This is a genomic window from Streptomyces sp. RB17 (assembly GCF_009604455.1).
Lineage (GTDB): Bacteria > Actinomycetota > Actinomycetes > Streptomycetales > Streptomycetaceae > Streptomyces.
In genome coordinates, this window is record NZ_WEGL01000002.1 from 425407 (window position 1) to 450607 (window position 25201).

24 protein-coding genes are annotated in these 25201 nt (G+C 71.3%); 20 read left to right on the forward strand and 4 right to left on the reverse strand.

Annotation, left to right across the window (positions count from 1 at the left end; genetic code table 11):
- The first annotated feature begins 6 nt into the window (after positions 1-6).
- From paaC to SRB17_RS08945, 19 genes are all read left to right on the forward strand, one after another.
- Positions 7-837: a 1,2-phenylacetyl-CoA epoxidase subunit PaaC gene (gene paaC, locus SRB17_RS08855; protein WP_153536515.1), complete on the forward strand. Its 831-nt coding sequence runs from the start codon at positions 7-9 to the stop codon at positions 835-837.
- Positions 831-1346, forward strand: a complete 516-nt coding sequence (gene paaD / locus SRB17_RS08860) for a 1,2-phenylacetyl-CoA epoxidase subunit PaaD (RefSeq protein ID WP_153536517.1) — start codon at positions 831-833, stop codon at positions 1344-1346. The genes paaC and paaD overlap by 7 nt, the downstream gene beginning before the upstream one ends.
- On the forward strand, positions 1347-2462 hold the full coding sequence (paaE, locus tag SRB17_RS08865; protein WP_153536519.1) for a 1,2-phenylacetyl-CoA epoxidase subunit PaaE: 1116 nt from the start codon (positions 1347-1349) through the stop codon (positions 2460-2462). It abuts the gene before it with no gap.
- Between the two features lie 786 nt (positions 2463-3248).
- On the forward strand, positions 3249-4817 hold the full coding sequence (locus tag SRB17_RS08870) for a purine-cytosine permease family protein (RefSeq protein WP_153536521.1): 1569 nt from the start codon (positions 3249-3251) through the stop codon (positions 4815-4817).
- A 101-nt stretch (positions 4818-4918) separates the two neighbouring features.
- Positions 4919-6859: an FAD-dependent oxidoreductase gene (locus tag SRB17_RS08875; protein WP_153536523.1), complete on the forward strand. Its 1941-nt coding sequence runs from the start codon at positions 4919-4921 to the stop codon at positions 6857-6859.
- Positions 6860-7066: 207 nt separating this feature from the next.
- Complete coding sequence (locus tag SRB17_RS08880; protein ID WP_153536525.1) at positions 7067-7597, forward strand: 3-phenylpropionate/cinnamic acid dioxygenase subunit beta; 531 nt, start codon at positions 7067-7069, stop codon at positions 7595-7597.
- A 14-nt stretch (positions 7598-7611) separates the two neighbouring features.
- Entirely contained in the window at positions 7612-9033 is a 1422-nt protein-coding gene (locus SRB17_RS08885; protein ID WP_153536527.1) for an aromatic ring-hydroxylating oxygenase subunit alpha, read from the forward strand.
- Complete coding sequence (locus tag SRB17_RS08890; RefSeq protein ID WP_153536529.1) at positions 9017-9826, forward strand: SDR family oxidoreductase; 810 nt, start codon at positions 9017-9019, stop codon at positions 9824-9826. The genes SRB17_RS08885 and SRB17_RS08890 overlap by 17 nt, the downstream gene beginning before the upstream one ends.
- Positions 9823-10476: an isochorismatase family protein gene (locus SRB17_RS08895; protein ID WP_323375203.1), complete on the forward strand. Its 654-nt coding sequence runs from the start codon at positions 9823-9825 to the stop codon at positions 10474-10476. Before SRB17_RS08890 ends, SRB17_RS08895 begins: the two co-directional genes overlap by 4 nt.
- Entirely contained in the window at positions 10473-11726 is a 1254-nt protein-coding gene (locus SRB17_RS08900; protein WP_153536531.1) for an NADH-ubiquinone oxidoreductase-F iron-sulfur binding region domain-containing protein, read from the forward strand. The genes SRB17_RS08895 and SRB17_RS08900 overlap by 4 nt, the downstream gene beginning before the upstream one ends.
- A gap of 21 nt (positions 11727-11747) precedes the next feature.
- Entirely contained in the window at positions 11748-11942 is a 195-nt protein-coding gene (locus SRB17_RS08905; protein ID WP_153536533.1) for a ferredoxin, read from the forward strand.
- A gap of 48 nt (positions 11943-11990) precedes the next feature.
- Positions 11991-12761: an SDR family oxidoreductase gene (locus SRB17_RS08910; protein WP_153536535.1), complete on the forward strand. Its 771-nt coding sequence runs from the start codon at positions 11991-11993 to the stop codon at positions 12759-12761.
- 60 nt (positions 12762-12821) lie between these two features.
- Positions 12822-13829, forward strand: a complete 1008-nt coding sequence (locus SRB17_RS08915) for a hypothetical protein (protein ID WP_153536537.1) — start codon at positions 12822-12824, stop codon at positions 13827-13829.
- A 38-nt stretch (positions 13830-13867) separates the two neighbouring features.
- Complete coding sequence (locus SRB17_RS08920) at positions 13868-14977, forward strand: hypothetical protein (RefSeq protein ID WP_323375204.1); 1110 nt, start codon at positions 13868-13870, stop codon at positions 14975-14977.
- Positions 14970-15866 carry a nitrilase-related carbon-nitrogen hydrolase gene (locus SRB17_RS08925; protein ID WP_153536539.1) on the forward strand — a complete coding sequence of 299 codons (897 nt, stop codon included), beginning with the start codon at positions 14970-14972 and terminating at the stop codon, positions 15864-15866. Before SRB17_RS08920 ends, SRB17_RS08925 begins: the two co-directional genes overlap by 8 nt.
- On the forward strand, positions 15863-16114 hold the full coding sequence (locus SRB17_RS08930) for a hypothetical protein (protein WP_153536541.1): 252 nt from the start codon (positions 15863-15865) through the stop codon (positions 16112-16114). The genes SRB17_RS08925 and SRB17_RS08930 overlap by 4 nt, the downstream gene beginning before the upstream one ends.
- Positions 16114-16917 carry a GntR family transcriptional regulator gene (locus tag SRB17_RS08935; RefSeq protein ID WP_153536543.1) on the forward strand — a complete coding sequence of 268 codons (804 nt, stop codon included), beginning with the start codon at positions 16114-16116 and terminating at the stop codon, positions 16915-16917. The genes SRB17_RS08930 and SRB17_RS08935 overlap by 1 nt, the downstream gene beginning before the upstream one ends.
- A gap of 106 nt (positions 16918-17023) precedes the next feature.
- Complete coding sequence (locus SRB17_RS08940) at positions 17024-17779, forward strand: aspartate/glutamate racemase family protein (RefSeq protein ID WP_153536545.1); 756 nt, start codon at positions 17024-17026, stop codon at positions 17777-17779.
- Between the two features lie 144 nt (positions 17780-17923).
- The gene (locus tag SRB17_RS08945) at positions 17924-20341 is read left to right on the forward strand and encodes a SpoIIE family protein phosphatase (protein WP_153536547.1); all 2418 of its coding nucleotides are present in this window, start codon (positions 17924-17926) and stop codon (positions 20339-20341) included.
- A gap of 748 nt (positions 20342-21089) precedes the next feature.
- Here the strand turns inward: SRB17_RS08945 and SRB17_RS08950 are convergent.
- The gene (locus SRB17_RS08950; protein WP_194293949.1) at positions 21090-21494 is read right to left on the reverse strand and encodes a Rid family hydrolase; all 405 of its coding nucleotides are present in this window, start codon (positions 21492-21494) and stop codon (positions 21090-21092) included.
- A gap of 229 nt (positions 21495-21723) precedes the next feature.
- Between SRB17_RS08950 and SRB17_RS08955 the strand changes: the two genes are divergently transcribed.
- The gene (locus tag SRB17_RS08955) at positions 21724-22062 is read left to right on the forward strand and encodes a hypothetical protein (protein ID WP_153536551.1); all 339 of its coding nucleotides are present in this window, start codon (positions 21724-21726) and stop codon (positions 22060-22062) included.
- A 34-nt stretch (positions 22063-22096) separates the two neighbouring features.
- Here the strand turns inward: SRB17_RS08955 and SRB17_RS08960 are convergent, their stop codons facing one another.
- The 3 genes from SRB17_RS08960 to SRB17_RS08970 all read right to left on the reverse strand — a co-directional run bounded on the left by SRB17_RS08960 (position 22097) and on the right by SRB17_RS08970 (position 25118).
- A complete protein-coding gene (locus SRB17_RS08960; protein ID WP_153536553.1) occupies positions 22097-23284 on the reverse strand; it encodes a saccharopine dehydrogenase family protein in 1188 nt (395 codons plus the stop codon).
- A gap of 127 nt (positions 23285-23411) precedes the next feature.
- Entirely contained in the window at positions 23412-24719 is a 1308-nt protein-coding gene (locus tag SRB17_RS08965) for an FAD-binding oxidoreductase (protein WP_323375205.1), read from the reverse strand.
- A gap of 255 nt (positions 24720-24974) precedes the next feature.
- The gene (locus SRB17_RS08970; RefSeq protein ID WP_153536557.1) at positions 24975-25118 is read right to left on the reverse strand and encodes a hypothetical protein; all 144 of its coding nucleotides are present in this window, start codon (positions 25116-25118) and stop codon (positions 24975-24977) included.
- Positions 25119-25201: the final 83 nt, after the last annotated feature.

Consider the following 25201-nt stretch of genomic DNA (forward strand, 5'->3'; position numbering starts at 1 on the left):
CAGGGCATGAGTGACGACCACGTCTACATGACCCTCGCCGAGGGACACGAGGACGACGCCCGCTGGGCCTACGGCACCGGCTTCGAGGATCCCCTGCACGGCGTGAGCACCGCAGTGCCGGACGGCGTCGACCGGCACCAACTGGCAGACCTCTGCCTGGCGTTGGCCGATGACGCGCTGGTCAGTGCGCAGCGCCTGGCCGAGTGGACCACCCGCGCCCCCGAGCTGGAGGAGGAGGTGGCACTGGCGAACATCGGCCTCGACCTGCTCGGCCAGGCCCGCCTCCTCTATGCCCGCTGCGGCCAGGTCGACGGTACGGGGCGCGGCGAGGACGCCTATGCCTACTTCCGTGACCCGGACGAGTTCCGCAGTGTGCGTCTGACAGAGCTGCCCAACGGCGACTTCGCGTTCAGCGTCGCACGGCTGCTGGTGTTCGCCAGCTGGCGCCTCGCCCACTTCGAGCGGCTCGCGACCTCGGCCGACCCGGTGCTCGCCGCCATTGCTGCCAAGGGCGTGAAGGAACTGACCTACCACCGCCAGTACGCGGCCGAGTGGGTCGTCCGGCTCGGTGACGGCACCGAGGAGTCCCACCGCAGAATGCGCGCCGGCCTCGACCAGGTGGCTGCCCATCTGGGCGAGTTGTTCGAGGCCCATGGGGAACGGACCGAGGTCCTCGCGGTACTGCGGCAGGTCGCCGAGGCGGCGGGCCTGCCCCTGCCGGACGTATCGACGCGGACGGCCGGCTCCGGTCGCGCAGGTGACCACACCGAGCACCTCGCCCCGCTGCTGGCTGAGCTGCAGAGCGTCGCCCGTGCCCACCCGGAGGCGACATGGTGACCGCGCTGACGGAGGCCCGGCGCGCCCGGCGCATCGCCGAGCAGGTGCCCGACCCCGAACTGCCCATGCTCACACTCGCCGACCTCGGGGTGCTGCGAGACGTGACGGTGGCCGCCGACGGCACGGTCGTCGCCGCGCTCACGCCGACCTATTCCGGCTGCCCCGCCATGTCCGAGATGCGGGCCGGCGTGGCGGCACGACTGAAGGACGCCGGATACGAACGCGTGCAGGTGCGCACCGTCCTGGACCCGCCGTGGACCACAGACTGGATCACCGCGGAGGGCCGCCTCAAGCTCGCCGAACACGGCATCGCACCGCCCGGCCCGGCAGCGCGTCCGGCGCCGGGCCCCGTGCCGCTGGACCTGTCCGCCACTCGCCGAGCGGTGCCCTGCCCGCGCTGCGGCGCCACTGACACGGAGGAGACCTCCCGCTTCGGCGCCACCTCCTGCAAGGCGCTGTGGCGCTGCCGCGCGTGCCAGGAACCGTTCGAGTACGTCAAGGAGATCTAGATGAAGGACGTGTTGGCTCCCGACGCCGCCCCCTCGCCGGCGCGGCCGGCGCGCCGCCGCCCGGCCTTCCACACCCTGAAGGTGGCGGCAGTGCAGGGACTGTGCGACGACGCCGCGGCGGTGAGCTTCGACATCCCCGCCGAGCTGGCGGAGGAGTTCGCCTTCGCACCCGGGCAGTCGCTCACCCTGCGGCGCGAAGTCGACGGGCGGGACGAGCGGCGCTCCTACTCGATCTGCTCCCCGGTGGGCACCCCTCCCCGCATCGGAGTACGCGTCGTGCCCGGCGGGCTGTTCTCCTCCTGGCTGGTGAACGAGGTGAGACCGGGCGACACCGTCGAGGTGATGGCCCCGACCGGCGCCTTCACCCCTGATCTGTCCACGCCCGGACACCATGTGCTCATCGCGGCCGGCTCGGGTGTCACACCGATGATCTCGATCGCCGAGTCCGTCCTCGCCGCGGACGACGGCTTCCGCGTCACCCTCTTCTACGGCAACCGGCGCACCGACTCGGTCATGTTCGCCGACGAATTGGCCGACCTGAAGGACCTCTACCCGGCCCGCTTCCAGCTCGCCCACGTCCTCTCCCGCGAACCGCGCGAGGCCGAGCTGCTGTCCGGCCGTCTCGATGCCGACCGGCTGGCCGCACTCATCGACGGCCTGGTCGATGCCTCCGCCGCCGACCACTGGTGGCTGTGCGGACCACACGGCCTGGTTCTCGACGCCCAGAAGGTCCTCGCCGGTCTGGGCGTGCCCGACGACCGTATCCACCAGGAACTCTTCTTCGCCGGCGAGGAGCCTGTGGCTCCGGTGCGCCGGCCGGAGAACGTGTCCGACGGCCCGGTCAGCCAGGTCACCGTCGTTCTGGACGGCCGCGCCACCACCTCGGCCCTCTCCCGCGAGGCCACCCTCCTCGACTCGGCCTCCCGCGTACGCCCCGATCTGCCGTTCGCCTGCAAGGGCGGCGTCTGCGGCACCTGCCGCGCTCGGGTCCTCCTGGGGGAGGCGGACATGCGGCGCAACTACGCCCTGGAACCTGCCGAGGTCGACGCCGGATACGTGCTGACCTGCCAGACCTTCCCCGTCTCCGACACCCTGACCGTCGACTTCGACAGCTGAGGAACCGATGAGACGCCGATCAGCTCCCACGGGCCGTCGCTGCGGTTCTGCGCCGGACCGCTCACCAGCTCTGATCACCGTGCCCGGGTCAGCGAATGCTCAGCATGAGGCTGCTGGCGCGGAACGACTGAGGCCAGGTCCGCTACGTCGCGCGGAACCGGCTGTGCTCCACCTCCGCGGCCGGCCCCTGGCTCTTCCTGATCCTTGGACGAACCCGAGCGCACCGTCGTGCGCGGACTGTTCCCCCCGGCGCCCCGATCGCTCCGGCACGGGGAGTCGGCGATGTCCCCCAAGCCTCCGTCGTCCGTCGCCGACCGCACCGGCCGCCACCATGGGCCCTCTCCTCACCGGCTTCGCCGCCGCGCCCCGCTGGTCCGCGCTGCCGAGGATCTTCGCTTCCGTGCTGCGCGGCTGACCACGGCCCCTCCCCGGGGCCGTGCCGGCTCCTTCATGGAGCTGCGCCTTCTCGACCGCCTGCCGGAGCGGGCGGTCGATCTTCATCGCGGGTCGCCGCTTCCGTACGTAATGGCTGTGTGGCTGCCGGATCCATCGGGCTGGTGGCCGCCCCGGAGCCCGGCGTGGCCCGCGCTCGCTGCGGAACCGCCGGGCGGCTTCCTCGCACACGCGCACTCCGCGCACCGTGCGCTTTCGCCCTGCTCACGGTCGTATGTCGGGCGGGAAAAACCTCTGCACAGCCATTGACGCAGCGCCTGGGCAATGCAAAGTATTCACTTCTGCATGCACTTTAGTGTGCACTCTCCGGACTCTCTTCCCCCAGGAGCGGCCATGTCGCTAGCCCAGGAAGTCTCCCCCGCCCCACTGCGGACAAGATCCACCGACGACCCCGCCGTGGTGGCCGAGCAGCGCGCCGACGACTACAGCAACCACCTGGTCCCGCTGACCGCTCGTGTCGGGCGCTGGCAGCTGACCATGTCGTTCTGGTCCCTGCTCAGCGCGATGGTGTGGCTGTTCTACGGCGCTCTGGCGGCCAGCCTGTACGGCACCGTCGACGCGCTGATCGCCATCGGCATCTCGGTGGTGACCTACTCACTCATCAATGCCCTGTTCACCGGCTGGAGCCGGCGGAGCGGCCTGAACAGCACCCTGCTGTCGCGCCGGATGTTCGGGGTGCTCGGCGCCTCGCTCACCGCACTGCTCATCGCCGCCAACACCACCTACTACGCGGTCTTCGAGAGCAGCACGCTCGCGGTCGCGTTCGACCACTACACCCCGGGCTGGGACATCCGTGTCTGGTACGCGATCATCGTGGTCGCCATGCTGCCGCTGATGCTCGGCGGCGTGCAGACCTGGATGGCGCGACTGAACGGCGTCCTGTTGCCGCTCTACGTCGTGGGCATCGTCGCAGCGGTCGTGGTCGCCGCCGTGCGCTTTTCGGGAAGCTCGCACTGGCTCTCCTTCGGCGGGGTCGTCCCGCCGGAGGCCCGGGCCCTGCCCGGCTGGCTGCTGGGCGCGATCCTCTACATGGGCATCTACCTGTGCATGCCGGTCACCGTGGACTTCGCACGGTTCGCCCGGGTCGAGGACGAGGGCTTCCACCGCAGGGTCACCTTCGGCTGGGTCTTCTACGTCTGGCTCTTCGCGGCGAACGGCGTGGCCGGCATCTTCCTGGTCCGCGCGGCGATCCCGGACCAGCCCACGGCCGAGACCGGCGTGGTGCAGGCGATCATCGCGAGTCTCGGTGTCGCCGGGCTGATCCTGATCGTGGTGTCCCAGGCCAGGATCAACAGCATCAACTACTACTTGTCGTCCGCGAACTGGGGGCGGCTCATCAAGGACCTGACCGGCGTCCGACTCAGCCGCACCTTGCTGGTCGTCGCCACGTCCGGCGTGGTGTTCCTGCTGATGCTGACCGACGTCTTCAGCTATCTGCAGTCCGCGCTGACCTGGCAGGGCGTGTTCCTGGTCAGCTGGGTCGGCATCGCCCTCACGCACTACGTACTGGTGCCGGAAGACCGTGCGGTCGGACCGGAATTCCGTGCGCTGCGCCTGCCACGGGTCACCTGGGGGCTCGGCGTCTGGGTGCTCGCCTCCGCCGTCGGCATCTGCCTCGCCGAGGCACCCGGTGTGCCGGCGGTGCTCACCGGAGCGGCGCCGCTCGTCGCGCTGGTGGTCAGCTCGGCCCTGTACGCGGTCGTCGTGAAGGTGCGCCCGGTGGTCGCCCCGGATGCCTCCGACCCGCGCGGCGAGGTGGCGGACCCGGCCGCCACCTGGGCCGAGTGCCACCGCTGCGAGAAGGCCTACGTGGTCCTGGAAATGGACCGCGAGGCAGCGGTGGGCGCCCCGGCGGTCTGCGACGCCTGCGCCACGGCGAGTCTCGTGCCCGGACGTTCCTGATCTTTCCGACCGCTCGTCGGACGGCCTCGCCCACTCCCCGGCACAACAGAAACCGACAGGCCCGACAGAACCGACAGACCCGAAACAAGAGGCAGCACAAAATGGCATTCGACAACCTGTTCCGCACCGGCGCGATAGGGGACCTGACCCTGCGCAACCGCGTCGTGAAGTCACCCAACACCACGGCCACCTGCAACCCGGACGGAACCGTCAGCCGGCGCACGGTGAACCACTACCGGCGGCTCGGTGAGGGCGGCCCCGGCCTGGTGATGGTCGAGTACACCTACGTCGACGACGACGCCAGCAAGTCCATCCACGGTCAGCCGGGGGCGAGCCGCCAGGACCACGTTCCCGGCCTCGGATGGCTCGCCGACGAGGTCCGTTCCACCGGCGCGGCGATCGGCCTGCAGCTGGTGCACGCCGGACGCCAGCGCTTCCTGGGCACCAGTCCGATGAAGTCCGCGTCCTCCTCTTCCTGGGACGTGGCCGAGATGCAGTTCGGCGTCGTACCCGCCCCGATGACCGTCGAGGAGATCGCCGGGGTGGTGCGCAGCTTCGGCGAGGCGGCGGCGCGCGCTTACATGGCGCGGTTCGACCTGGTGGAGATCCACGCCGGCCACGGCTACATGATCACCAACTTCCTGTCCCCGCACACCAACGACCGCACCGACGACTACGGCGGCTCCTTCGAGAACCGCGCGCGGATCCTGCTGGAGATCGTCGACAGCGTCCGCGCGCACGTGCCGCGCAGCTTCCCGCTGAGCGTGCGGCTCTCGGTGACCGACTACGAGCCGGACGGCATCATGCTCGAGGAGACCGTTCAGCTGTGTCGGCTGCTGGAGCAGCACGGCGTGGACGTGATCCATGCCTCGGGCGGACACCACGCACTGCAACAGTGGGAGGTCAGTTCCTGGTACATGCCGCGCCAGCCGCACCGCTGGGGCTGGGAGAAGATCAAGTCCGCGGTGTCCATACCGGTGATCGCCTCGGGCTCGCTGATCACGCCCGAGATCGCCGACGAGATCCTAGGATCCTCCAGCGCCGACTTCGTCTCCCTCGGCCGCGCCTTGCTGGCCGACCCGGACTGGACGAACAAGGCCCGCGAAGGACGGCAGCTGGAGATCGTGCCCTGCATCCGCTGCAACGACGGCTGCCTGGAGCGCGGGTTGGACCAGAAGCGCAGTGTGGGCTGCACGGTCAATCCCGAGGTGGCGGAGGAGGGACGGTTCCCGATCGGCACGGCCCAGGTGCGCAAGCGCGTGGCCGTCGCCGGGGGCGGACCGGCCGGGCTGCGCGCCGCGGCGGCCCTGCACGACCGCGGGCACACGGTCGTCCTCTTCGAACCCGGTGAGCTGGGCGGGGCGCTGAACCACGCCGTCGGATCCACCGTGAAGCAGGATCTCGCCGGGCTGCGGGACCACCTGGTCCACGAGGTGACCCGGCGGGGGATCGAGGTCCGCCCCGTCGCCGCAGACGCCGCCGGTGTCACCGAAGGATTCGACGAGGTCGTGGTCGCGACCGGGGCGCCGCAGCGCTCCTTCGGCGGCCCGGTCGCCGAGGCGGCGCTGGTGCTGGGCCCCGGCGACATCTCGGACCGGCGCGAGGACCTGGTGGGACGGCGCGTCGTCGTGGTCGGTGGCGGCTTCCAGGGCTGTGAGTCGGCCCTGCGGCTGGCCGAACTACCCGGCACCACCGTCGTCGTCCTCGAAAGCGGCGAGCGGATGATGAGAGGGGACGAGGTCAAGTACGACGTGCTGGTGCTGCCCAGCAGGCTCGCCGAGGTGGGCGTCGAGGTACGGACCGGATGCGAGGTCGTCGCGGTCGAGGACAAGGGCGTGCGCGTGCGCCGCGCGGACGGTGCCGAGGAGGGCGTCGAGGCGGACGCGGTGGTGCTCGCCCTCGGCCGGGAGCCGTCGCCCCGCTCTCTGGCGGCCGAGGTCCGCAAGGCAGGGCTGCCGGTCACGAGCATCGGCTCGGCGGTGGCGCCCGGCCGGGTCTACGACGCCCTGCACACGGCGTATTTCGCGGCCCGCCTGATCTGACAGCCCTTGGCGTCGCCGTGGTCCCGGCGGCCCGCCCCGGCCTGCTCGCAAGGGGCCGGGGCGGGGCTTCGGCGCGCCCTGCACGAGCGCCCTGCACAAGGTCGCCGCAGGGGCGAAAATGGCTGCATACGGAATTTTGGACGGGGCTTGCCGTACACAAAAGTGCATGCAAAAGTGTGTTCAACCCACCCCGGAGGAGTGTGACGGATGGACTCGACACTGTCTCGGGTCTCGGCGGACACCGCGCTCTACGCGGAAGTCCTCGACTGGATCCACACCGAGGCCGAACTTCTGGACGACCTTCGCGAGCGCGAGTGGCTCGAGACCATGGTCAGCCGTGACGTCACGTACACCGTGCCGCTGCGGCAGACGGTGGAGCGGGCCCGCGGCCGCGGCTTCGCGGAGGACACCTACCACCTGCTGGAGACCTACGGATCACTCAGCAGCCGGGTCGCCCGCAATGAAACCCAGTACGCCTGGGCGGAAGACCCGCCCTCCCGCATCCGGCACTTCGTGACCAACGTCCGGGTCCGTGCCACCGAAGACCCCGACACCGTGAAGGTGCGCAGCAACCTGCTGCTGCACCGTACCCGCCAGGACCAGAGCGTGCCCCAGCTGCTGTCCGGCGAGCGCGTCGACCTGCTGCGCCGCGAGGACGGCCGGCTGATGCTGCTGCGCCGCGACGTCCTGCTCGACCTGACCGTGATCCGCACCCACAACCTGGCGATCTTCTTCTGAGCGAGGAACACACCATGACGAGCCACACCGACACCGGCCGGCTGCTGGACGCGGTCGCCGAGGGCGCCGACCGGGGCAGCATCCCAGCGACGATCTTCGGCAACCCGGACCTCTACCGGCAGGAACTGCGCAACGTCTTCGGACGCTGCTGGGTGTTCCTCGCCCACGAGTCCGAGATTCCCGCCAAGGGCGACTACGTGCTGCGGAAGATCGGCGAGGACAACTTCATTGTCGTCCGCGACGAAGAGGGCGGCGTCAACGTCCTGTTCGACGCCTGCCGGCACCGCGGTGTCCAGGTGTGCCGCTCGGACTCCGGGAACACCTCCCACTTCCGCTGCCCGTACCACGGCTGGACGTACAACACCAAGGGCAACCTGGTCGGCGCCCCGTTGTGGCGCAACGCCTTCGGTGGCATGTCGAAGGAGGGCAACGGCCTGGTCAGTGCCGCCAAGGTCGAGTCCTACCAGGGTCTGGTGTTCGCCACCCTGGACGCGACGGCGCCTGAACTGAAGGAGTACCTGGGCGGCATGGCCTGGTACCTCGACCTGCTCTTCGGGCTCAACGAGCACGGCATGGAGGTGCTCGGCCCGCCGCAGCGGTTCGTGATCGACGCCAACTGGAAGTCCGGCGCGGACAACTTCTCCGGCGACGACTACCACCTGGGCACCCTGCACCGCTCGGTGTGGGAGATCGGCGCCTTCCCGGTCCCGTTCCGGGAGAACATGATGGGCTATCACATCCAGGCCTCCCCGGGGCACTCGCTGTCCTTCTCGATGGCCCCGGACGAGAACGAGCCCGGCCCGAAGTTCTTCGGCTTCCCCGAGGAGCTGGTGGAGACCTTCAACACCAGCCGGATCAGCGCCGAACAGCTGTCGGTCGCCCGCCGGTCCCGGGTCATGGTCGCCAATGTCTTCCCCAACTTCTCGCTGCTCGCCCTCCCCATGACCGAGGACGGCGCGAACCACCCGCCAGTGGGCATCCTCACCCTCCGCGTCTGGCAGCCGCACGGCCCCGGGCAGGTCGAGGTGTGGAACTGGTTCGCCGCCTACAAGAATCTCTCTGCGGAGCAGAAGGACCGCGCCTACCGCGCCGGCCTGGGCACCTTCTCCATGGGCGGCGCCTTCGAGGTGGACGACACCGAGCCGTGGATCACCGTCGGCCGCACCGGCCGCTCCACCGCCGCCGAGCTCCTCGACTTCCAGCTCAACTACGAGATGGGCAAGCCCGGCATCGGCATCTCCGAGCCGGTGAAGGAGTGGCCTGGTCCGGGCCGCGTCCAGTGGACCCGCTACGAGGAGGGCGTCCAGCGCAACCTGTACGCCTTCTACGCCGACATGATGCGCGCCGCCCCCGGCGCCTGGCCCAGCCTCGTCTTTCCCGAGGCCCAGGGCGCCGCCCCGCAGGACTCGAAGGACAGCCATGAGCAGCAGGCTTGACGGGCAGGTCGCCCTGGTCACCGGAGCGGCCGGCGGACTCGGCTCGGCCGTCGTCCGTCGCTACCTCGCAGAGGGTGCCCGAGTGGTCGCCGCCGACCTGCGGGCCGGCCCGCTGGAGGAACTCGCCGAACGGCTCGGCCGCCCCGCCACCCTGACCACGGTCGCGGGCGACGCTTCCGACTGGAAGACCTCCGTGGCCATGGTGGACACCGCCCACCGCCACTTCGGCCCGGTCGACGTCTACACCTCGTGCGTGGGCGTGTACGACCACAACGTGCGCCTGGTGGACCTGCCGGGCGATCAGCTGGGCGAGGCGCTCCAGGAGTGCTGGCGCATCAACGTCGGTTCGATCCTGGTCAACCTCCGCGCGGCACTGGACGATTTGATCGCCACCCGTGGCCGGGTCGTCCTCACCGGGTCGTACGCCTCCTATGCGGCCGCGGGGGGCGGGGTGCTCTACACCTCCTCCAAGCACGCCGTGCTGGGCGTGGTCAAGCAGCTCGCCCACGAACTCGCCCCCAAGGTGCGGGTGAACGCGGTCGCCCCGGGCGTCCTGCCCACCGTGATGACCGGCATCGGCGCTCTCGGGCAGGGAACGCGCGACGCGGTCCTGCCCGGCACCGAGGACGCGCTGCCGCTGCACCACATCCCCACCGGCGACGACCTGGCCGGACTGTACGTCACCCTCGCCTCGGCGGCGGACACCGCGGCCGTGACCGGCTCCGTGCTGGTGGCCGACTCGGGGCTGCTCGCCCGCGGCCTGGCCGCACCGGCGGGAGGTGACGACCTGTGAGCACGCCTGCTGCCGTCGGAGACCTGTACGCGGCACGCGGCCTCGGCGGCCGGCTCACCCCCGGAAGCCGGCCGGCCGTCCTGGTCGTCGATCTGATCAACGGGTTCACCGACCCCGACTGCCCGCCCGGCAGCGACCTGGACGCGGTCGTCACCGCCACCCGCACGCTGCTCGACCGGGCCCGGGCCGCCGGCACACCGGTGGTGTTCACGACGATCGCGTTCGCCGCCGACGGCGTCGAGGGCTCGCTGTGGCTGCGCAAGATGCCGGCCATGAAGGTCCTGGTCGAGGGAAGCCGGTGGGTCGAGGCCGACGAGCGGCTCGGCCGCACCGAAGCCGAGCCCCTCGTGGTCAAGCGCGCCGCGTCCTCCTTCGCCGGCACCGGGCTGGCCGCCCTGCTGACCGCCCTCGGCGCCGACAGCCTGATCGTCACCGGGGCCACCACCTCGGGCTGCGTCCGCGCCACCGCCGTCGACGCCTGCGCGGCCGGCTACCCGGCCTTCGTCGTCGCCGAGTGCGTGGGCGACCGCGCCGCGGGACCGCACGAGGCGAGCCTGTTCGACATCGACGCCAAGTACGGGGACGTCATCGGCCTCGAGGACGCGCTGGCCCTGCTGCCCGATCCGACGACCGGGAGGGCCGCGTCATGACCACAGCTCCGACCCTGGCCCGCACGGGCGCCGCACTGAGCGCGGCCGCCCACCCGGCGATCACGCCCCGGCTGGTCGTCCCGGGCAGTACGGACACCCCTCTGGGCCTGGCCGCCGAACGCGACCTCGGCACCTATCTGCCCGGCCCGCACGGCGCCGACCCCACCGTGCTCCTGGACACCCTGGAGGCCGCCGGGCTGCGCGGTCGCGGAGGCGCCGCCTTCCCCGCCCACCTCAAGTGGCGCGGAGTCGCCGCCGGTCAGGGCCCCCGCGTCGCGGTCGCCAACGGCGAGGAGGGCGAACCCGCCTCCGCCAAGGACCGCTGGTTGCTCACCCACCGCCCGCACCTCGTCCTGGACGGGCTGCTGCTGGCCGCCCGCACCGTCGGCGCCGACCGCGCCATCGTCTACCTCTCGCACCCGGACACCGTTCAGGCCGTCCGCGCGGCGCTGGACGAGCTCACGGCGGACGGCGACGACCGCGCCGCCGACGTGGAGATCCGCACGGTGGAACCCACCTACGTCGCCGGTGAGGAAAGCGCGGTGTGCCGCTTCCTCAGCGGGGGCCCGGCGCTGCCCACCGCCAAGCCGCCGCGCCCGCACGAGAGCGGCGTGGACGGCAGGCCCACGCTGGTCAGCAATGTCGAGACGCTGGCACACGCCGCCTGGATCGCCCGGCACGGCGCCGCCGCCTACCGCGCCGAGGGCACCGACGCCTCGCCGGGCACCACCCTGGTCACCCTGAGCGGCGCCTGCGCCGAGCCCGGCGTGTACGAGGTGCCGCTCGGCCGGACGGTCGGGCAGCTGTTCGACGAGGTCGGCGGCGGCCTCGCCGACGGGGTGCACGGAGTGCTGATGGGTGGCTGGTTCGGCGGCATGCTGCGGCGCGACCACCTCGCCACCGGCTGCTGCTACGACACCCTGCGCGCTGTGGGCAGCGGCCTGGGCTGCGGGGCGATCACCGCGCTCGGCACGGACGACACGCCGCTGCGGGTCGCTGCCGAACTGTCCGCCTGGTACGCCCGCGAGTCCGCGGCCCAGTGCGGCGTCTGCGTCAACGGCACCAAGGCGATCCGGGACACCTTCGCCCGCCTCGCCGACGGCGCCGGCACCGCGGACGACCGGGACCGCCTCGCCCGCTGGGGGCAATCCCTGCCCCGCCGCGGCGCGTGCGCCTTCCTGGACGGCGCCGCAACCCTGGCCCGCTCGGCCGTCGCCGAGTACCCCGAGGCCTTCCCGGCCTCGCCCTGACCGAAAGTGAGGAGCCATCAGATGAAAGCCGCAGTCGACGCGACCAAGTGCAACGCCTACGGGACCTGCGCCGAGATATGCCCGTCGGTCTTCCAGCTCGACGAGTGGGGCTACGCCGCCGTCGTGGGCGACGGAACCGTCCCGGACGAGGCCCTGGAGTCCGCCCGGGCCGCACTGGCCGACTGCCCCGAGAAGGCCATCACCCTGACCGACTGACGCAGGACCACTGTGCCGAACACCGGCACCACCCAGGAGGGAACACCCATGGATCTCGGCCTCACCGGCCAAGTCGCCGCCGTCACCGCCGCCAGCCGCGGCATCGGCGCGGCGGTCGCCCGCCGGTTCGCCGCCGAGGGAGCGACCGCGGTGGCTGCCTCCCGCACCGCCCCCACCGTCCCGGAGGCCGCCCCCGGCCGCGTCCTGCCCGTGAAGCTGGACCTGGCCGACGCGGCGGCCACGGCCCGGTTCGTGCCGGACGTCGTCGCGGAGCACGGCCGGCTCGACGTACTGGTCGTCAACACGGCGGGTCCGCGCCTCGGCCCGTTCCTCGGCACCACCGACGAGGACTGGGCGGCCGGCTACGACCTGCTGCTGCGCCCCGCGGTGCAGCTCGCCCGGGCCGGCGCCCGGCAGATGGCGGAGCAGGGCGGCGGCTGCATCGTCTTCCTCACCTCCACCTGGGTGCGGCAGCCTGCCCCCGGCGGAGTGCTCTCCGCCGCGTTCCGCTCCGCGATCGCCGCCCTGGCCAAGCAGCTCGCCACCGAGGTCGCCCCCGCCGGGGTGCGCGTCGTCCAGGTGATGCCGGGCGCCACCGGCACCGACCGGATGCGTGACATCGTCGCCGCCAAGTCCGCGGCCCACGGCAGCAGCGAGGACGAGGAGATCGACAAGGTCGTCCAGGACATCCCGCTCGGACGCTGGGCCGCCGCCGAGGAGATCGCCGACGCGGTCGCCTTCCTGGCCTCGCCGCGCTCCTCGTTCACCACCGGAGCCTCGCTGGCCGTCGACGGGGGCGCCATCCGCTCACTGCCGTAGGCGCTCCGCGCGCCACGGCACACCTTCGACCCGTACACGAACCTGAAAAGGACCCATGTCATGCCCCGTACCCTGCGCGAGCTCTTCGTCGAACAGCTCCGTCTGTGCCACGTCGCCGCCGACCAGCAGGTGGCCGTCATCGCCGAGCTCGGCCAGAAGACCGACTACGTCGAGGCCGCCGTCGCCGCCGCCCGCGACCTCGGCGCCTCGGCCCTGGTGCTGACCGCCTCCAGCCTCTCCAACCCGATGCTCCCGCCGTACGAGCCCGACGGCCGGGAGGTGCCCGCCCTGCTGGCGGCCGCGGCCGAGTGCGACATGGTCGTCGACGTCACCGTCGGTGGACTGATCCACTCCGACGTCCGCACCCGCATCACCGGCAACGGCAAGCGGATGCTGTTCGTCGCCGAGCCCGCCGACGTGCTGGAGCGGCTGATGGGCGACGCCGACCTGCGCGCGACCGTCGAGGCCGGCGGCGACAAGCTCCGGGCCGGCTCCACCCTGCACGTCACCAGTGCCGCCGGCACCGACCTGACCGCCGACATCAGCGGCGGCGACCTGCCCATCACCCACCAGTGGGGCTACGTCGACCAGGAGCACCGCTGGGACCACTGGCCGAGCGGCTTCGTCGCGTGCTTCCCGCACGACCGCACCGCCGAGGGACGCATCGTGCTGCAGCCCGGCGACGCGCTCATCCCCTGGCAGCGCTACGTCCGTGACGAGGTCGCCATCACCGTGGAGAAGGGTTTCATCACCGAGGTCGAGGGCTCCGGCGCCGACGCCCACCTGCTGCGGGACTACTTCGAGGCGTGGGACGACACGGAGGTCTACGCCGTCTCCCACATGGGCTGGGGCCTGCTCCCCGCCGCGCGCTGGTCGGCCTTCGACGTGTACGACCCGCGCAGCCTCTACGGCCAGGAACTGCGCTCCACCGCGGGCAACTTCATGTGGTCCACGGGTCCCAACCGCTTCGCCGACCGCGAGACCCCGGCGCACCTGGACATCCCGATGGGCGGCTGCACCGTCCGTATCGACGGCGAGGCCGTGGTCACCGACGGCCGGCTCGTCTGAACCCAAGACTCCTCCATTCCACAGCCAAAGGAGGCACCGTGGACCGCACGACTCTGGAGCAGGCGATCCTCACGCTCGCCCGGGACCAGGAACTGCTCCGCTCCTTCCGCGCCGACGCGGTGTCGGTCGGCGCCGGCCTCGGCCTCGACGCCGAGTGGTCCGGCGTCATCGCCTCGGGCGACCGCGACCGGCTCCGCTCAGCGGGCCTGCCCGACGGCATCACCATCCTGGTCAGCCGCTGGTTCGCCGACGACCTGGGTGACTCGACCAGCAGCGGGGCGTTCCACGTCGACACCAGCTCGCCGCTGCCCGCCCCGGACGTTCCGGCCAACCTGGTGTTCGCCGGCGGGGCCTCACACGTCCCCGACCTGCTGGCCAGACCGGAGATCGATCCGCCGGATGCGGTCGCACGGCTGACGGCGGGCTACGAGCGGCTGCGCAAGGACCTCGCGGCGGCCGACCCGGACGTCCTGCTGATCACCGCCGACTGCCACTTCCAGTCCTTCCGCACCGGCGCGTACGTCATCGGCACCGGCGAGTCGTACTCCGGCTCCATGGAGTTCTTCAAGCGCCCCGACCTCGACCTGACCGTCACCGGCGCGCCGAACTTCGCCCGGGCGATGGCGAACGCGGTCCGCGCCGAAGGCCTGGAGGTCGAGGAGTGCCCCGACTTCCCCCTGGACCACGGCCAGATCGTGCCGCTGCGACTGCTGCTGCCACGCCCGGACCTGCCGGTGGTCCCGATCGTCACCCAGCCCGGCCGGTCCTTCTCGCCGTTCGGCGCCCGCGTGTTCGGCGAGGTGCTGCGCGACGTCGTGGCCTCGCGCGAGCTGCGGGTGGCCGTGCTGGCCACCGGCGGCCTGTCGCACTGGCTGGACCCGGGCAAGTTCGGCAAGGCCGACGTGGAGTTCGACACCTACCTGCTGCGGATGCTCCAGGCCGGCCGCGGCACCGACATCGCCAACCTCGAGCCGTATGCCCTGCTCGACCACGGTCAGTACGAGTTCCCCAACTGGCTCATCATGTTGGGCATGGTCGGCCCGGGCGTGCGCGGCGAGGTTTACGCCTACGAGCCGATGGAGGCGTCCGGGGGCGGCTGGGCGGTCGTCAACATGGTGCTTCCGGAGCGGGGCGGCCACGATGAGTGACCGCCGTACCCTGCGGGTCGGCCTGACCCAGTGGCACGCCACCAGCGATCCCGCGCGCAACACCGTCCACGCCCGCACGGCCGTCGCCCGGGCGGCGGCCGACGGCGCCGACCTGGTGCTGCTCCCGGAGAACGGGCTGATGCTCGGCACCGGCGGCGAGATGCGCGAGCGCGCGTTCACCGCCGACTCCGCGGAGATCATGGAGCTGCGCGAGGCAGCGCGGGAAACCGGTACCGTCGTGGTGCTCGGCGGTATGAAGCACCGCAGGTCCGACCGCGTCAGCAACTCCGCGCTGGTCATCGACAGGGACGGAGCGGTGCTCGGCTCGTATGACAAGATTCACCTGTTCGACGCGACGGTCGACGGACGCTCCTTCGAAGCGTCCGGTGTGGAACGAGCCGGCTCCGAGCCGCTGCTGCTGGAGGTGAACGGCGTCACGGTGGGCATCACCATCTGCTACGACGTGCGCTTCCCCGAGCTGTACCGCTCCCTCGCCCGCGCCGGCGCCGAGGTCCTGCTCGTCCCCGCCGCTTTCACCCGCACCACCGGCGGCGCCCACTGGGAGGTGCTGCTGCGTTCCCGCGCGATCGAGAACGGCGCCTTCGTCGTGGCGTCCGCCACGGTCCACGGCGAGCCGCCCGGCGGGGACGCCTTCGAGACGTACGGTCACGCCATGGCCGTCGCTCCCTGGGGCGAGATCATCGCCGACCTGGGAGAGGCCGCCTTCGCCCACCGCGTCGTCGACCTCGACCTCGGCGAGGTGGCGAAGGCCAGGGCCGCGCTGCCGGTCCTGAAGCAGGTCCGCGCCGACGCCTACGCCCGCACCCCCGCACGACTGAGCGCCGGCGCCGCCCGCCGAACCGAGCCGAACCAGGAGCCCGCGAGATGAGTGACCGACAAGACGACGGCATCGTCCGTCACGGCGACTGGATCGGCATCGGCAACGAGTTCACCGGCGTCCGGCTCCGCAAGGTCTTCACACCCCAGGGCGAGCGGCTGGAGATCGAGGTTCCCAAGCGGGGCTACCGCATCCTGCTGGACGCCATGCAGCTGGAGATCGTCGCGGCCCAGGACCCCGAGCGGTTCAGCGAGCTGTTCGCCGTCCAGTTCGGCTCCGACGAGGAGGACGGCAACTGATGGCCAGGTCAGGGCGCACCGTCGAGGAGATCTACCTCGAGCTGCGCGACCGCATCGTCGACGGCACCTACGCACCGGGCGTCAGGCTGTCGCAGCAGGCCGTGGCCGACGAGCTCAGTGTCAGCCGCACCCCGTTGCGCGAGGCCCTCCATCGCCTGGAGGCCGACGGGCTCGTCGTCGCAGAGGCCAACCGTGGCATGACGGTCAGCCCCGCCCATCACGAGCAGGCCGAGCAGTCGTACGCGGCGCGGCTGCTGATGGAACCCCCGCTGGTGGCGGCCCTGGTCAAGGAGATCACGGAGCACGACATCAAGGCCATGGCCGAGGCCTTGGAGGAGATGGAGCGACTGGCCGAGCGCACCCGGGACTTCCAAAAGGCCCACCTGCAGTTCCATGCCGTCCTGCTGCACCGCTACCCGCCCCTGCTCGCGGAGATCACGAACCAGCAGTACTCGCGGATCTTCCGCCACCAGCGGCTGTACATGTCCCGGCCCGCCGTCCCGGGGCACTTCACCCAGGTCGACCGCCAGTTCCTGGAGTCCGTCCGCGCCCAAGAGGGCGAGCGTGCCCGCCAGTTGCTCGAGCTCCATCTGATCGACGCAGCCCTCGGCATGGCGTTGGACATAGACCCGGACTACCGGTTCGACTCCCTCCTCACGGCCGCCAGGGGCCTCGGCCTGCGGCTGGAACACGAGCCGGACGGCAGCGTCACCCGACCCGTGCGCCTCGAGTGGGTGCGACCGGGCGCGGTCGCCATGCCCTACGCCCGCACCGCCAACGTCGAGCACCGTCCCGCCGACTGACCCCGCACACGCCCGTCACCCCAGGCCGCGACGACCCGCCGGTCGCGCCGCGGCCTGTCCCGGCGTGCCCGCACCACTCCTTCTTCCCCCTCGAAAGGGCACCCCCATGAACACCAGCCACCGCATAGGCATGATCGTCCCGAGCTCCAACACGACCATGGAGACGGAGATCCCCGCCATGCTGCAGGCTCGCGAGAAGATCCGTCCGGAACGCTTCACCTTCCACTCCGCCCGCATGCGCATGCAGCAGGTCACTCCCGATGAGCTGGCCGCGATGGACGCCGCCTCCGACCGCTGCGCCGTCGAGCTCGCCGACGCCGATGTGGACGTCATGGCGTACGCGTGTCTCGTCGCCATCATGGCGCAGGGCGACGGATACCACCGCCGCAGCGAGGAACGCCTCAGCGCCGCGGCCGCCGCCGCGGTGGGCGACCGCAAGGCGCCTGCGGTGCTCTCGTCGGCGGGCGCGCTCGCCGAGGCGCTGCATCATGTGGGAGCGAAGCGGATCTCCGTCATCGCGCCCTACATGAAGCCGCTGACCGGCATGGTCTGCGACTACCTCGAGGCCGAGGGCCTGCAGGTGCACGACGCGCTGAGTCTGGAGGTACCGGACAACCTGGAAGTGGGCCGACTGGACCCGGGCCGGCTTCCCGAGCTGGCCCGGACGGTGGACACCAAGGGCGTCGACGCCCTGGTCCTCAGCGCCTGCGTGCAGATGCCGTCACTGCCGGCGCTGCAGACCGTCCAGGACGCCTTCGACATCCCCGTGGTGACCGCGTCCGCCGCCACGGTCTGGCGCACGCTGCGCGCCCTCGACCTCGAGCCGGTGGTCCCCGGTGCCGGTGCGCTGCTGGCGGGCTGAGACTCACCGGAGGCGTGATCCACGGCTGTGGTCTGGGCGGATGATGTATTGGCGCCCGCACTCCACTTGGCCGTAGCACTGTGCGCGCCTCGCGCCCCGGCGCGGGTACCCCTGTCAGGGAAGCACTTCTCTGCAGGAGTTGCCATGACGGGACACGGGACCGCGCCTGAAGATCCGCTCACCGAGCCTTTCGGTGCGGCGGACGTCGTCACGGCCACTACCGATGAGCACGGTACGGTGACCGGGTGGAGTGAGGGCGCACGGCGTCTGCTCGGCTACCGGTCCGAGGATGTCGTGGGGCGGCCGGTTGCAGAGCTGCTGGCCGGGGACGTCCGGACTGCCGGAGAATCCCTGGTCGGGCGGCTGAGCTGGAGCGGTCAGGTGTCGGTGCGGCACCGAGACGGCCACCGTGTGTCGGGGGAGCTGCTCGCCCACCGTCGGGTGGGGCGGAACGGGGACGACTGGCTCCTTGTGTGGGGCGCGGCCCGGAGGCCGCGCCCACCGGTGGACGGTATTCCGGTGCAGTGGTGCTTCGATCAGTCGCCGTGCATTCTGGCGATCTTCGACATGGACCTGCGATACGTACGGACCAATGCGGACGAGGAGCGCGCGGTCGGCCTCACCGGCGATCAGCTGCGCGGGATGCGCGTGACGGAGGCGGTACCGCACCCGGAGTGCGAGAAGATCGAACGCGCCATGCGCCGCGTGGTGGAGACCGGTGAGCGGCAGTTCCTGGAGATCTACCTGCGCGTGCCGGGCGAGTGCCGTGAACACGCATGGGCGATTCATCTTGCCCCGCTGTACGACCCGGACGGCCGCCTGTGCGGGGTGTGCTTCGCGGCGCAGGACACCACCGAGCAGTACGAGGCCCGGCAGCGGCTACTGCTCCTCAACGAGGCCGGCAGGCGCATCGGCACCAGCCTGGAGATGACCGTCACGGCGCAGCAACTGGCCGACCTGGCCGTTCCGCGGCTCGCGGACTTCGCCGGCGTCGACCTGCTGACCAGCCTCGACGTCGGTGACGAACTGCCCGCCGGCCCGGTGACCGGCCCGGTCACCATGCGTCGTACCGCCCAGCAGTCCGTCCTTCTGGGCGCGCCCGAGTCCGCGGTCGAAGTGGGAGCGACGGTCACCTCTCCCGCGTCCTCCACGGCCGCCGAGTGGTTGGCGGCGGACGCGCCGGCCCTGTACCGGATGACCGATCCCGCTCTCGCCCGATGGGCGGACCAGGAACCGGCCCAGGCCGCCCGGCTCCGCGCTGTGGGGACTCATTCGATGATGGTGGTCCCTCTGCGGGCCCGTGGCGCCGGCCTCGGTATCGCCGTCTTCGTCCGCCATCGACACCCGGAGCCCTTCGGAGCGGATGACCTGCTGCTGGCGGAGGAGATCACCGCCCGCACGGCCGTCTGCATCGACAATGCTCGCCGCTACACCCGCGAGCGTACGACCGCCGTGACCCTCCAGCGCAGCCTGTTGCCCCAGCGGCTGGCGGAGCAGACGGCGCTCGAGGTCGCCGCCCGTTACCTGCCCGCCAGCGCCGAGGGCGGGGTGGGCGGCGACTGGTTCGACGTCATCCCGCTTTCCGGCGCCCGGATCGCGTTGGTCATCGGCGATGTCGTCGGCCGCGGCATTCAGGCCGCCGCCACCATGGGCCGGCTGCGCACGGCGGTGCGCACCCTTGCCGACATCGATCTTCCGCCCGACGAACTGCTCACCCACCTGGACGACGTCGTCATCCGCCTGAACACCGAAGCCCCTTCCGACTCCGGTCCCCAGCCCACCGGGGACATCGGTGCCACGTGCCTCTACGCGATCTACGACCCGGTCTCCCGCCGCTGCGCCCTCGCCCGCGCCGGGCATTCCTTGCCTTTGGTGTGCGGTCCGGACGACACCGTGCGCGTACTCGACCTCCCTGCCGGGCCACCGCTCGGTCTGGGAGGCCTGCCCTTCGAAACAGCCGAGATCGAACTGCCCGAAGGCAGCGTCCTGGCCCTCTACACCGACGGCCTGATCGGAGGGCGCGACGGCGACGCCGCGCACCGGCTGGACGTGTTGCGCCACGCCCTCGCCCAGCACGCCGGCTCTCTCCAGGCCGCCTGCGACGCCGTTCTCGGCGCCATGCTTCCCGCACGCTGCGACGACGACATCGCGTTGCTCCTGGCCCGCACCCGAGTGCTGCCGGCCGATCGGGTCGCCACCTGGGACATCCCGCCTGAGCCCACGGCCGTCGCCCAGGCCCGAGCAGACGCCGTCGGTCAGCTGAGCGCATGGGGACTGACGGAAGCCGCGTTCGTCACCGAGTTGGTGGTCAGCGAACTGGTCACCAACGCGATCCGCTACGGCCGGCCGCCCGTCCGCCTGCGGTTGATCCACGACCGCAGCCTCATCTGCGAGGTCTGCGACACCAGCAGCACGGCGCCGCACCTCAGGCGCGCCCGGATGTTCGACGAGGGCGGACGCGGCCTGCTTCTGGTCGCCCAGCTCACCCAGCGCTGGGGAACCAGGTACACCCGGACGGGCAAGACCATCTGGGCGGAACAGGACCTTCCCGGCTTGCCGTGAGAGCGCCTGAACCACGGGAGCGGCGGCCCGGAGCTCGCCCCTCGTCCCCGCCGTGCAGACGCGACGGCCCGACGACGCACGTGGTGCGAGGCGTGGACGGTGCGACGAGGAGCGCCGCACTGCGCCCGTCGCCGAACGCGCGGACGGCGTCGGTGAGGAGGGTGAGCAGTTCTTTCCCTCCTTCCTCCGTCAGGCCGACGACCACGACCCCACGCATGTCCCCACGCCTGTCCGTGCGAGCTCGAAGTCGTGGAGCAGCTGCGCGACTGTCACCCATCGCTGTCCTGGCCGCCATCGCTGGACCTCGCGCACCAGAGCATCGAGGTCTATGCCCGTCGGCGGACCTCCTGGCCGGGGCCGGTGCTTCGACGCGCCCTCCAACAAGCCGTAGAGGCGGGAGGCCGCCGGGTGGTTGGCGAGGATCTCACTTGCGCTTGAGCTCTTCGCGGTTCTTGGAGCAGGGGCGGTCCTGCCCCCCTGTACCCACCACTGGGCAACAACATCTGCCGTACGACGGCGTCCTCCCACAGGACGCGTACCGCCTCGCGCAGCGCGTCGATTCACGTCGGCGTGACCTTGGGCGGCCACATTCCTGAGCCGACGCAGTGCTTTGGCCGTGTACCGGCGGCCGAACGCGCCGGTGCATACCTCCACGACGGCGCTTTGCAGGCAGGGTCGACTCCGCGGGTCGTCGTCGCAGCGTTGCTCGACGGTGGGGACATGGGCTTCCGTGCACGCGATCGGTTCGTCAGTCGATGATGGCGGTCATGTCCGCCTCGACCAGGGCGCCGGGCGTGGACAGGCCGACGACGCCGATCAGGGTCATGGCGGTGGTGCTGCCGCCGGCCTCGGAGGTCGCCTTGGCCAGCCCGACGTAGAGCTTCTCGAGGTGCTCCTGGGTCGGGTCGACGACGTACACCATCACCCGGACCACGTCCTTCGGAGTGGCGCCCGACGCAGCGATGGCCGCGTAGGCGTTCTTCACCGTGTGGTAGCCCTGCGTCTCGTAGTCCCCTTCGCCGAGCAACTTCTCGTCGACGTCGATGGCGATCTGCCCCGAGATGTAGACGTGCTTGCTGCCCGTCGCGACGATCACCTGCGCGTGGCCGTGCGGCGGTGCGATCGTGTCCGGGTTGACCTTCTGAATCGTCATGCCCAGATGTTCGCCAACCACACGGTGCCGCGCCGGTCTCCCGAGGGTCATCACACCCGGTTGGGGGATCAGCTCGGCTCGGGGCCGCCGCCCTCATCGCTGTCACAGCACTCCTCACAACAGTGAGTTCGGCGGTGCCGGCGGATCGCTCGCCGCCGCGACGTGGGTCTTCACCGCGCTCACCTTTGGCGGCTGCTCCGGGTTCGTGTCGATCCCGCGGCTGAACGACATGTCCAGCGATCGCTCGATCTCGCTGCTGTCGGGAGGCCTCCTCACCGTCGGGGCGCTGGTCGCGGCGGTGGCCGAGGCCCACACGGTGCTGGTGGTCTGCTCGGTGCTGCTCGGATACGGTGGCGCCGCCCAACTGGTGCAAGGCTGCGGAGAAGAGACAGTGGTGGGGGACGCCGATCCCCTGCCCGGGCAGGAACAGCAGTCCGGCCGCGCAGATCGCCGCGCCGATCACCAGCACCAGTACCCGGGCGGCCCTGCGGGACCAGAGGACTTCCTCGCCGCGAACGACGCCGGGAAGGCCCACCGCCGGGGGCGGTGGGCCTTCCCGGCGTGGTGACGTCGTCGCAGGCCCGCGTCACCACGGTCGTCGATCAGCCCACCGGGCCTTCGTGGATGATCAGGAGATCCTCCACCGACGCGACGGCCGGCTCGACGAACTTCAGGAACACCGAGAAGAATTCGTGGGGGTCGATGACGCCCTCCGGGGCGTGCACGCCGGGCTCGGTGATGCGGCCCTGGCGCAACAGCTCGAGTCCCACCGCCAGCGCCGCGCCGGTGCCGCCGCCCATCTTGCCCGGCGGCATCGACGTCGGCTCGACCGAGATCACGAGCGGCTCCCCGTCGCGCTCGCCGCGGGCCAGGGCCCAGACCTGGGCGAGCGGGTCGCGAGTCCGCGGCGCGTCGGCCGGGGGCGCGGGCATGTCCTCGAGGCGGCCGGCGCCCTCCGCGAGGGTCACCCGGCCCGCGTCGTAGTCGGTCGCGACCCTGCGCGCGTGGTCGAAGACCCACGCCGGGCCGGACGTGAGGTTGGTCGAGCTGACGACCGTCGGGAAGTAGCGCGGCAGGGTGATCGCCTCCGGGTGCCCGACCGTGTAGGCCTGGACCTGCCCCTTGCCCGGGTAAAAGAGCTCCACGGGAGTGATGGGCTCGATGTCCTTCTCGGCGCCGTCGCGGTAGGCGCGGATCGAGCCGCTGATCTGGATCAGCCAGTGCTCGACGGCCGCGCCGGCACCACCGGTCGACGGGTACGCCGGCTCGTCCTCCAGCACCGCGCCACGCATCGACCATCCGGTGAAGATCTCGGTGACCTTGTCGAGCCGCCGGGCGACCAGTGCTGCCGCCAGGTTGGAGATGCCCGGGCTGCCGCCGATGCCCTTCACGACGCGGAGGCCCTTGTCGCGAGCCTGGGCGTCGAACTCGAACGCCTCGACCGTGGACTCCCAGTCGTCGTCGATGTCCAGGTAGTCGCAGCCGCAGTCGATGGCGGCCTCCACGATGGGCCTGGCGAACTTCGAGAACGGGCCCATGGTGTTGAGGACCACGTCGCACTCGACGAACGCCTGCCGCAGCGCTGCCGGGTCCGTGGCGTCGAGGCGCACGGGCACGCACGGACCGCCGACCTCATCGGCGAGCTGCTGGGCGCGTGACACATCGATGTCGGCGATCAGCACCTTCTTGGCCGTGCCGAGCTTGGCGATCCCTCGGACGGCCCAGCGCCCCATCGCGCCGGCGCCGCCGACGATGATCACAGTGCCCAGGGGCGGCTTGGTGTCAGACATGGGTGGTCAGGCTCCTCTTCGGGTCGACATGTGGTTCACGGCCTCTTCGATGCCTGGCACTTTCCGGCATGCGTCGACGCACGCGGGCCGAACGACTGAAGCGGTGCCCGGCCGGGGGAGGCCGACGTCATCGGCGGAGGCGGCCGATTCGGTCCCCCAGGCGGTCGGCGAGCCAACCCAGGCGCAGCGTAACCGGGTTCACGACGCCCGGAGCGAACCGTCGCGACTCTCGCCAGACGGCGGCCAGGTCGTCGTGCATGCCCTTCTCGACGAGGTGGTCGGCGAGCAGGGTGCCGAGGTACGGGGCCTGGGGCAGCCCGTGCCCGTTGCAGGCCATCGAGTAGTGGACGCGGGGTGTCGCCTGTCCTACGACCGCCATGTTGGACGGCGTGAGCCCGATCCAACCGCCCCAAGCGCGAGCCGGGGCGACGTCGGTCAACGTGGGGAAGCGCTCCCGGAAGCCGCGCATCAGGTCGTCGACCACCGCCTGGTCGGGCATCCGGTCCGCCCGCGGCCGACGGGCCGTCCGCAGGCGGCGCGTGGTGAAGACGATGGTGCCGCGGTTCGTCGGCCGGAAGCTCTGCATCACGAAATGGTTCGTCGTCATGGGGGTGCGACTCGTCCAACCGGCGGCGTCCATCATCTCGGCGGAGACCGGCTCGGTCTCGACCGCCGTCACCCAGACGGGAGTGCTGAGGTTGCGCGGCGCGATCGGCAGCTCGTTGGTGAAGGCGTTGGTGGTCAGGATCGCCTGGCGGGCCCGGATCCGTCCTCCGGGGAGCTCGATCCGCACGGAGTCACCGGTGTCGACGACGCCGGTGACCGGACTCCGCTCGAACACGCGGATGCCCGATGTACGAACCACCTCGCGAATGCCGAGCGCCAGCTGCCCCGGGTTCAGGACGCCGCCGACCTTGATGTGGATGCCGCCCGGGAAGGCCGGCGGGATGCCGAGCTGTGCGGCGTCGCCCACGACCGATCGGCGGCCCGGCCTGCTGTGCGCCACCATGTGCCGGAACGCGGCGGCAGTCGGAGCGGCCGCGATGTTGCCGGTCGGCTGGTAACCGCAGTCGATCTCATGCTTGGTGATGAGATCCTCGGTGAAGTCCACCGCATTGCCGGCGAACTTGTAGAGCCCGCGCACCCGGTCGCCGTAGAAGCGGTTGAGGATCCGGGGGTCGTTGCCAAGGGTCGGCGTGATGTACCCGGCGTTGCGGGCGCTGGCTCCCCAGCCACAGAGCTCGGCCTCGACGAGTACGACGTCCCGGCCGAGCTCCGCGAGGCGTAGCGCGGCCGCCATCCCGCCGAGTCCACCGCCGATCACAGCGACGTCGCACTCCACGTCGCCGGTCAGGGCCGGTTCGAGCGTCGTCGGCCTGTCGGCCCACCCACTGCCCGAGAGGTAGATGAGGGAAGATCCGCCTGCTTCGTCCACGTGGCCACCTGTTCCATTCATGCCGCTGAGTTCTGTCGTGCGCGCGAGCACGTTCGCTCGAGCGCTGGTCACGGTGCCGCATCACCGGGCCCCCGGCGTGGTCTTGCTGCCCGATCCCACCCAGGTGACCTATGTCTGGGGTCACTTTCCAGACGAGGCAGGTCTGGTTGCGACGACTGAGCGGGCCGGTCGTGGACCTCTCGGGAGGAGTGCGCGCGCCGAGCGCTGCCGCCAGGAGCCCCACCAAGCTCCCGCTCAGTAGGCCAGGTCGGACATGCGGCGCCCGGCGAACGGGGTCTGCGGGCTGAGACCGGAGGGTTGGACGATCGCGATCGCCGAGTCGACGACCAGCGCGGTCGTCACGGCGCGGCGGGTGTGGCGGTCGAGGAGGGCGGCCACGGCACGGCCACACCAGTGCCTTGGCAATGGCCACGAAACCGGCACCCGGCCGGGGCCGGCCCGGCGAGCATGGCGCCAGGCAG

Bases quoted from the DNA above. Each gene is read 5' to 3' on its own strand.
- SRB17_RS08900 (WP_153536531.1), top strand. From the start codon at position 10,473: ATGACCACAGCTCCGACCCTGGCCCGCACGGGCGCCGCACTGAGCGCG.
- SRB17_RS08950 (WP_194293949.1), bottom strand. From the start codon at position 21,494: ATGACGATTCAGAAGGTCAACCCGGACACGATCGCACCGCCGCACGGC.
- SRB17_RS08925 (WP_153536539.1), top strand. From the start codon at position 14,970: ATGAGTGACCGCCGTACCCTGCGGGTCGGCCTGACCCAGTGGCACGCC.
- SRB17_RS08930 (WP_153536541.1), top strand. From the start codon at position 15,863: ATGAGTGACCGACAAGACGACGGCATCGTCCGTCACGGCGACTGGATC.
- SRB17_RS08890 (WP_153536529.1), top strand. From the start codon at position 9,017: ATGAGCAGCAGGCTTGACGGGCAGGTCGCCCTGGTCACCGGAGCGGCC.
- SRB17_RS08960 (WP_153536553.1), bottom strand. From the start codon at position 23,284: ATGTCTGACACCAAGCCGCCCCTGGGCACTGTGATCATCGTCGGCGGC.
- SRB17_RS08875 (WP_153536523.1), top strand. From the start codon at position 4,919: ATGGCATTCGACAACCTGTTCCGCACCGGCGCGATAGGGGACCTGACC.
- SRB17_RS08935 (WP_153536543.1), top strand. From the start codon at position 16,114: ATGGCCAGGTCAGGGCGCACCGTCGAGGAGATCTACCTCGAGCTGCGC.
- SRB17_RS08880 (WP_153536525.1), top strand. From the start codon at position 7,067: ATGGACTCGACACTGTCTCGGGTCTCGGCGGACACCGCGCTCTACGCG.
- paaC (WP_153536515.1), top strand. From the start codon at position 7: ATGAGTGACGACCACGTCTACATGACCCTCGCCGAGGGACACGAGGAC.
- SRB17_RS08915 (WP_153536537.1), top strand. From the start codon at position 12,822: ATGCCCCGTACCCTGCGCGAGCTCTTCGTCGAACAGCTCCGTCTGTGC.
- SRB17_RS08885 (WP_153536527.1), top strand. From the start codon at position 7,612: ATGACGAGCCACACCGACACCGGCCGGCTGCTGGACGCGGTCGCCGAG.
- SRB17_RS08955 (WP_153536551.1), top strand. From the start codon at position 21,724: ATGTCCAGCGATCGCTCGATCTCGCTGCTGTCGGGAGGCCTCCTCACC.
- SRB17_RS08910 (WP_153536535.1), top strand. From the start codon at position 11,991: ATGGATCTCGGCCTCACCGGCCAAGTCGCCGCCGTCACCGCCGCCAGC.
- SRB17_RS08940 (WP_153536545.1), top strand. From the start codon at position 17,024: ATGAACACCAGCCACCGCATAGGCATGATCGTCCCGAGCTCCAACACG.
- paaD (WP_153536517.1), top strand. From the start codon at position 831: ATGGTGACCGCGCTGACGGAGGCCCGGCGCGCCCGGCGCATCGCCGAG.
- paaE (WP_153536519.1), top strand. From the start codon at position 1,347: ATGAAGGACGTGTTGGCTCCCGACGCCGCCCCCTCGCCGGCGCGGCCG.
- SRB17_RS08945 (WP_153536547.1), top strand. From the start codon at position 17,924: ATGACGGGACACGGGACCGCGCCTGAAGATCCGCTCACCGAGCCTTTC.
- SRB17_RS08870 (WP_153536521.1), top strand. From the start codon at position 3,249: ATGTCGCTAGCCCAGGAAGTCTCCCCCGCCCCACTGCGGACAAGATCC.
- SRB17_RS08905 (WP_153536533.1), top strand. From the start codon at position 11,748: ATGAAAGCCGCAGTCGACGCGACCAAGTGCAACGCCTACGGGACCTGC.